Source organism: Pseudomonas sp. (assembly GCF_028293835.1).
Classification (GTDB): domain Bacteria; phylum Pseudomonadota; class Gammaproteobacteria; order Pseudomonadales; family Pseudomonadaceae; genus Aquipseudomonas.
Genome location: NZ_JAQGNX010000038.1, coordinates 1 through 6,938 on the forward strand (window position 1 = coordinate 1; position 6,938 = coordinate 6,938).

Genomic DNA, 6,938 nt, shown 5'->3' on the forward strand with positions numbered 1-6,938 from the left:
CCGGAAAATAATATTACTCCGAAGTTAGCTTGGATCCCCATTCCCAGAAGCTCCCAAAAAAAGCGTTCGATATGTGGGGGTGAAAATGTAATGATGTACGTCGCCAGGATTAGCGGAAGTCCAAACATCGCAATTAATATAAGCCAAATAACCCACGCCAGTAACTTTCCCTGCATCACCATGCCGTTATTATTACCTCCCATTTGCAGATAAACCTCGTTCATTTCTGAGAAGTTCTGCGTACTGACCGCTTGCTGTCCCGTGAACACAGGCAGTGGCGCCAGATATAACGTTTCTTCCGCTCCGTTTCTCCGGGTCTCTCCCACACGGGGTCGATTGTTTTTGATGTCGGGGTTTATTGCGGGCGGAGTGCTGTTTTGTTTTCGCCTAAATAACTTACTTAGCATCTTGAACCAACAACTCGCAGGCATGGACAAACGGCATCTTCTTTTTACGCATGGCGTCTTGAACAGTCTGCGTGGCTTTTTGCAGCGCTGCGCTGGGTTTGGCCCATTGTTCGGTTGGGATGGGTTGTGACCATAGCTGCACCGCTTCGGGCAGTACGGGCGAACCCGCTTTATGGCCCCATTCCGCAAGCATGTAGGGCATTTTCCAGAAGGTTAACACCCGGCGTACGTACCACCAGCGCACTGGCCAGCGGGTGCGGGGTTCCAGGCCTACCTGGGCGATGTATTCATCGCTCAAAGGGCAGTGCAAATCGCCCAAATCCTCTTTATTTCGCCGCTCTACGTTCCAGGTGTGAAGGCCCTCGTACGGACGCAATTCCTCTTCGGTCTGATCACGACCCAGCATCAACCGCAACCAGTCACCAGTCTGGTCCTTGGGAATACCTTTTTCCATGTATAGGCGAATGGCTTCCCACGTACCGATGGCATGAGCCTGGCTGGGTTTACTGGCGAGAATAAATTGCACGGTGTCGTTCTTCTCATCTTCAAGCCCCATGCCGAAGGTGAACATCTGGATGGAGCCGTACTGGGTGACCATCTCTGATTGAGATACCCAGGCCACAACGCTTTCCCACGGCACGATGAGAACTTCATGAGTATCGCCATCGACGAAACAGACTTCCCGCCGCTGGCGGTTGAAACGTATGGGGTATTGTTTGGCACTTTTACGAACGTCCTGTAGCGTGGCATGAAAACATAAACCAAGTAAAAAGATCCCGGAAAATAATATTACTCCGAAGTTAGCTTGGATCCCCATTCCCAGAAGCTCCCAAAAAAAGCGTTCGATATGTGGGGGTGAAAATATAATGATGTACGTCGCCAGGATTAGCGGAAGTCCAAACATCGCAATTAATATAAGCCAAATCACCCAAGCCAATAATTTCCCCTGCATCACCATGCCATTATTCGTTCCGCCCATCTGCAGATAAACTTCGTTCATTTCGGAGAAGTTCTGCGTACTGACCGCTTGCTGTCCGGTGAATACTGGCAGCGGCGCCAAATATAACGTTTCTTCCGCTCCGTTTCTCCGGATCTCCCCCACACGGGGTCGATTGTTTTTGATGTCGGGATTTGGTGCGGGCGGAATGCTGTTTGGTTTGCGCCCGAATAACTTATTCAGCATCGTAGGCCCTCAATTCGATATCTGTTAAGGGCCACGCGTCAGTGGCACTCAACTTGAATGGAAGCTCAGTCTGCGGTTCGTATTTAAATACACCTTGGTGATAAATAGTCGTGCTGTGTACGTAAGACTGATGTATGTCGAGGATGGGAAAAATGGTTCGATGGCGCAGAGGTCGATGATCTTCCAGCCTGTATTCCAGCGCTATGATCAGGCCGAACAAACTGGACAGTTCATATTCTGAAATCCGGAGGCGCAAGATCAGCGCTTCGTTGCCGTGACTTATTATCCGAAGCCGGCTGGCAAAGTATTCACTGCGACCCTCCCAATGCGGAGGGATATGCACCGGGCGCCCCCACCCCTTTTGAGATTGCTCCCTTTGCCTGCGCTGATGCACTTCGATAGATACATCGCGACCGTCCAGGTCTGCTGTGCTGACGCCGGGCAATGTGAAGCGAAACTCGGTGGTATCGCCCTGGCGAATCATATGACACTGGGGTTGCTTGACGACCGTCGCCAAGGCTATCCAATCGTCTTCTAAGTTCCGGTTGAGATTTTCCAGGCCCCAAGCGCTGTGGTGCGCCCACTTTTTCATTTCGCCCAGATTAAAATAATTGTAAATTCCTTGCCCTAGCAATTGCAGGCCCATGCCCATGATGCCGATCACGTTGGCACGTAAGGCTATGCTGAGTAAGCGCGGGCTCTTTTCGACCCACGCCATGGCGCGCAGTTCTCTAGGTAGGCGCAGGATTTCTCTGGTAATAAGAGCATTGTGTTTAAGTCCCCAGCCATTTGCACCCATCAATACTGCATCGCCACTTAGTTGCAGCGAGGTGGCAGCGAGTTTCTTTCCATCCCCCTCCGATAACGCCTGTCCCCACTGAATGGAATGTCTATAAAAGTCGATAGCGGCGGCTATGAACCCAAAGAAAAACGCTCCCAGGCCTGTAAGCGCCGTCCATTTACCTAATCGGCTCATGGCATTAAGTTTGCCTGATGCACTTTCCATCTCAGCAATGTGAGCGTGCAATATTCCGATGGATAAGCCTTGGCTGGCAGAGAATCCGGCGGCAGACATACCAACGAGGGCGATCAACGCGGGTATCGAATCACGAAACGAGGCTGAGCGGCGATTCAATAATTCATCCGCAGCCGTCACAAAATTAACCGCCTGAAAATAAAACACCACCACAGCAATTTGATTACCCTTCGCCGCCAATGCACTCGCAATCGGCTTTTTAAACGTACCGCTGCTTCGATAGTCCCGTACGGCACGTTGCATTTCAGCACTTAGTTCCGAATCCATATTCCCAAGCACCAGACCAATCTTTCCGGGACCCTCACCACCCGGAGTCAGCGCCTGGCTAATGCGATCTTCCACCACCACAAGGTTGCTTTTTAAGTCCTTGATCTTGCTGTTTAAATGACTGGTGTCGTTATTGTGTATAAGAATTAGGCGGCGTTCCTTATATAGAGCTTTCAGTGTTTTTCGCATATCGAACGCTGTAGCTCGGTCGTCAATAAACTGCTTAATTTCCGCAGGAGTAGCACCCCTTACCGTCAGTCCGCTGGTAGCGTAAGCATTCAACAGACGTAGCCTGGCTACTGGACCAATTTTGCGCATGAAATCATTTAGATCGATGGCGGCTCCGTGCTGGAATTCTCGTTGCATTACTTCCAGTCGACTCGCAATGCGCATCTGGTTTGCTGGCTCATACGCACCCCCCAACAAACTATTCAACCCTTCAAACTGCCCAGTCAGCGTCAAATAATTGGGCAGTCGCTGGCGCATCAGACCATTGAACTGGTTCGCGAGGGCATCCATATCGGCCGCAGCGGCGGGGACGTCAGCGATTTTGATCGCGACATTACTCAGGTCTGCCAGTTGTTTTAACGTCTCGTCCTGTTCGGGGCCGCTCAGGGTATCGAGGCCAGGGACTTGTACAAGCGGGTTTTTCTCCAGATAGGCTTCCAGTTGCTGCCAGGCGTCAGGGTCATCACAGATGGCTGCGACGCACAGCAGTTCGGTTTCCAGCCGATGTTTTATTTGGTCGCTTTGCTGAAAATCGTAATACCAGGCCGCACGATGAAAATGCCCTTCGACGATCATTTTCAGGCGGTCAGCGCGAATGCTTTTAAGTTGTTTTTGCCAGTGCTGCAGTAGCGTTTGCTGTTTGAGCACAAAGGTCTGCATGGCTTGCCGATGCACGACGTCATCGATACCGCGCTCGCCGGGCTCCGCACCATGAAGCGATTCATAGGTTTGGAAAGTAAGCTCGGCAATGGTCTGTTCATGGGTTGCCCAGCGTTCAACACCCAGCGCGTCACGCAGATCCACGACCGCTTTCGCAAGCGGATTGGTTTTGGCCAGCTCTCGCCACTCGCCTGCATTGCCATACAGGGCAGGACCTTGATACTCGCGCTTGGTGTGTAGATAGTTCAGCAGCGACCCTTGCTCTGACTCGCTGGTGTCTTTAAGTAACTTCGCTACGCCGGGGTTATTTCGAGCCAGTTCGGTCGGGCGGCTTTGATTAACGGTATAGAGAGACTCGATGTAACTACCCGTCAGGTACTGACGCTGAACCACATCATCGTCAGCCCATCGACCCATCCAGTCCGCAACCTTAAGTTGCGCTGCAGCAAGGTCGCGCATCACACCGATGTCGTCGCGTAGTACCAAAAACAGAAAGTCATTCTTGTAGGCACCGCCTACTTGACTGGTCAGTTCCTCAATCCAGGTATGACGAAACAGCGGCTTCTGTTCCCATATATAAGGGGTGATTTCCCCCGGATCGGTGCCGTCTGGCAGTTCTTTTTTTGGTGCTCGATCAACCGGGCCGCGACCGCCTGCCTCGCAGCGATTTTCCGCAACCTCTGCCAGCCATTCTTTAGCTTGGCTCTCGGTAAGTAGATGTTTGTCGGTGTGTTCGCTGCTGGCCGAAGCGAGATTAACGCTTTGCATGAACCGCTCACGCTCAGTGGCGGAACGGATCACTTGTGAACACTTATGAGCGGTCCACTGAATTTCCGAGTAAGCGACATGGATTGATCTATTGCGACGCAATACCAGACGATGTTCATCATTGACTGCGTTCTGGCGAACATCGTTAGCGACTTCTGACCCTTCCCACAACAGCTTGGAAATAGCGCCTTGCTCAACCAGGTACTCATGGAGATACCCGCTGTCGCTGTCGATAACGTACAGATAGCCGTCACGCAGCAGCCGGATGCCCATTGCCCTGCTTTGTAACGTGTGGGGCATGGGAATGTCGGCGGGCGGAGCGAGGTGCTCTACCAATCCATAGCGTAGGGGCAACAATTGGATCGTGGTTTTAGTCAGAGGGCAGACGCCGCTAGCGCTGATGCTGTCGTGGCTGCGGGACTTCGCGATCAGGTTGGCCAAGTGGCCGCGCGGGGTCATAAGATCAGTCATGGGAAGCACTTCCGTTCGGCCAACGTGGAGATCTGTTGCATGCGCATTTCGGGATGTGGATTCGTGGGGGCCAGTAGCTCAAGGATCTCCGGATCCTCACGCATTGCCTGATCACCCAACAATCCGTGGGCATTGGCGAAAAGCCAGATATCCGACTCACTGTCGTTTCCGTAGGCGACGGAACGCCGAGCTAAATGCTCCAGGTAGCTCCAGTGCGCTACGGCACTGAGGCCTGGCTCGGCGTGACGAAAAAATTCCTGCATGTGCAGATAGAGTTCGGACACCATTTTGCTGAAGCTGGCCTCTTCCAGTAGCGACCATTGCGGTTCGCTCAATCGGTACGGTGCTGAGTAATCTGCAGCGGGCGCCGTGCCGTGCCGAAAGTAGTGATTCCAGCCGTCATTAACGGTGTTAATAACCACTGCCTGCTGGAATGGACCAAATAGCCGGGAGGTGGAGTGTTGCGTGTCGCCAAGCAACGCGTGCGCAACTGCCGGATCAGCAATACGCAACAGCATTTCCGCGCCGCTGGGGTGCTCGATAGTTGTTAGCCAGCGCAAATGATCAGTCATGTCTGACCACGGCGCATCGCTGAACAGCAGATAGCCCCATTGCTCTTGGGTGTTGGCTAAAAAGTGCGTTAAAAGCGCGTCATCCTGACCTTTCAACCGGACCAGACAGGGAGAGATATCTCTGAATTGGGCGAAACGTGTTTGCAGGTAAAGGACCTCCACAGTTACCGTGCAATCCCATGAAAACAGCTTCGCTAGTAAGTGTTCGACCTGGACGGCGTCAAGCAATAAGCCCGCGCTGTTTGTCCATGGCAGGTCATCGGGCAATCTCAGTGCGGATGGTTTAGCCGTTGTCATGGCTATTCTCCGTGTTGGTCAGCATGCATATCGGGCAAGCTAGGTATTTGTCTTTGATTGCCTTGATCAGTCCTTTCGTAGCTAATACTTCCCCAGCCTCTAACGGCTGGTTACTACCCGGCGCCAGCGGAGCTGCAGGCGTCCCCGGTAGCGGCACACCACCCAACACAATCGGTACGCTGGAAAAAATCCCCGCCGGGTTCAGAACAAGATGTTGGCCGTTAACGGACAAGCTCAGGCTGATGCCGCCGTCAATGACGATGTTCGCTCCAGAGATGTGCACTTCTTGCGCAGCCTCTACGACCAGCGCACCGCCGATGCGGGTATGACTGGAACCCATCACTTGCAGGTGATCCCCAGCAGACAATTGCACCTTGCGCGCGCCAGTAACAGTGAGGTTTTGGTCCGCCTTGATGACGGTGGTGCTGTTGCCCTTGATGGTCTCTTTTCGTTCACCGCGTACTTCAAGACGGCTGTCGTTCTGAACCAACTGCTCCATGTCTCGCTGGGCACGCAGGTAGACCAACTCGGCGCCGTTGCGATCTTCAAAAGAGACTTCGTTAAAGCCTTGGGCCGCCTTTGAACTGCGGCTACGAAATACGCTTTTGGTCTTGTTGGCCGGCAGTTCGTAAGGAACAGGATTTAGACTGTTGGGCAAACACCCCATGACAATCGGCTTATCCGGATCGCCTTCCAGATACGAGACCAATACTTCCATGCCCACCCGGGGCAAAGTTACGGCACCGTAGTTAGCGCCCGCCCAGCTGGACGCCACCCGCACCCAGCAACTGGTGGTTTCGTCTTCCAGATCACGGCGGTCCCAGTGAAACTTGACCTTCACTCGGCCAAACTTATCGCAGTGGATTTCCTCGCCTTGCGGCCCCGTGACCTTGGCGGTTTGCGTGCTGTGGATCGGCGGTTTGAGATGGCGCAGTGCAGGGCGAAACTGAACGGCTTCGGGGATGGCGGTAAAGGTGTTGCGATAACCCTGAACGATTTGGCCTGCTTCTACTTCCAGCGAAGCGCCCAATTCCTCCAGCACCTGCGGC

Annotated in this window: 4 protein-coding genes and 1 pseudogene; all 5 read right to left on the reverse strand. The window is 53.1% G+C overall.

The window, feature by feature from the left end; all coding sequences use genetic code 11:
* Window positions 1–224, reverse strand: a pseudogene (locus JWR17_RS04935) (hypothetical protein); the annotation flags it as partial.
* Between the two features lie 172 nt (window positions 225–396).
* Window positions 397–1,590 carry a DUF6708 domain-containing protein gene (locus JWR17_RS04940; protein ID WP_299828880.1) on the reverse strand — a complete coding sequence of 398 codons (1,194 nt, stop codon included), beginning with the start codon at window positions 1,588–1,590 and terminating at the stop codon, window positions 397–399.
* On the reverse strand, window positions 1,580–5,020 hold the full coding sequence (locus tag JWR17_RS04945) for a toxin VasX (protein ID WP_299828882.1): 3,441 nt from the start codon (window positions 5,018–5,020) through the stop codon (window positions 1,580–1,582). The genes JWR17_RS04940 and JWR17_RS04945 overlap by 11 nt, the downstream gene beginning before the upstream one ends.
* Window positions 5,017–5,889, reverse strand: coding sequence for a DUF4123 domain-containing protein (locus JWR17_RS04950; protein WP_299828884.1), 873 nt, complete (start codon window positions 5,887–5,889; stop codon window positions 5,017–5,019). The genes JWR17_RS04945 and JWR17_RS04950 overlap by 4 nt, the downstream gene beginning before the upstream one ends.
* On the reverse strand, window positions 5,876–6,938 hold a 1,063-nt coding region (gene tssI, locus JWR17_RS04955), incomplete at its 5' end, for a type VI secretion system Vgr family protein (protein WP_299828885.1). The genes JWR17_RS04950 and tssI, both read right to left, overlap by 14 nt.

Coding starts and splice junctions, on each gene's coding strand:
- JWR17_RS04940 (WP_299828880.1), bottom strand. CDS start 1,590: ATGCTGAATAAGTTATTCGGGCGCAAACCAAACAGCATTCCGCCCGCA.
- JWR17_RS04945 (WP_299828882.1), bottom strand. CDS start 5,020: ATGACTGATCTTATGACCCCGCGCGGCCACTTGGCCAACCTGATCGCG.
- JWR17_RS04950 (WP_299828884.1), bottom strand. CDS start 5,889: ATGACAACGGCTAAACCATCCGCACTGAGATTGCCCGATGACCTGCCA.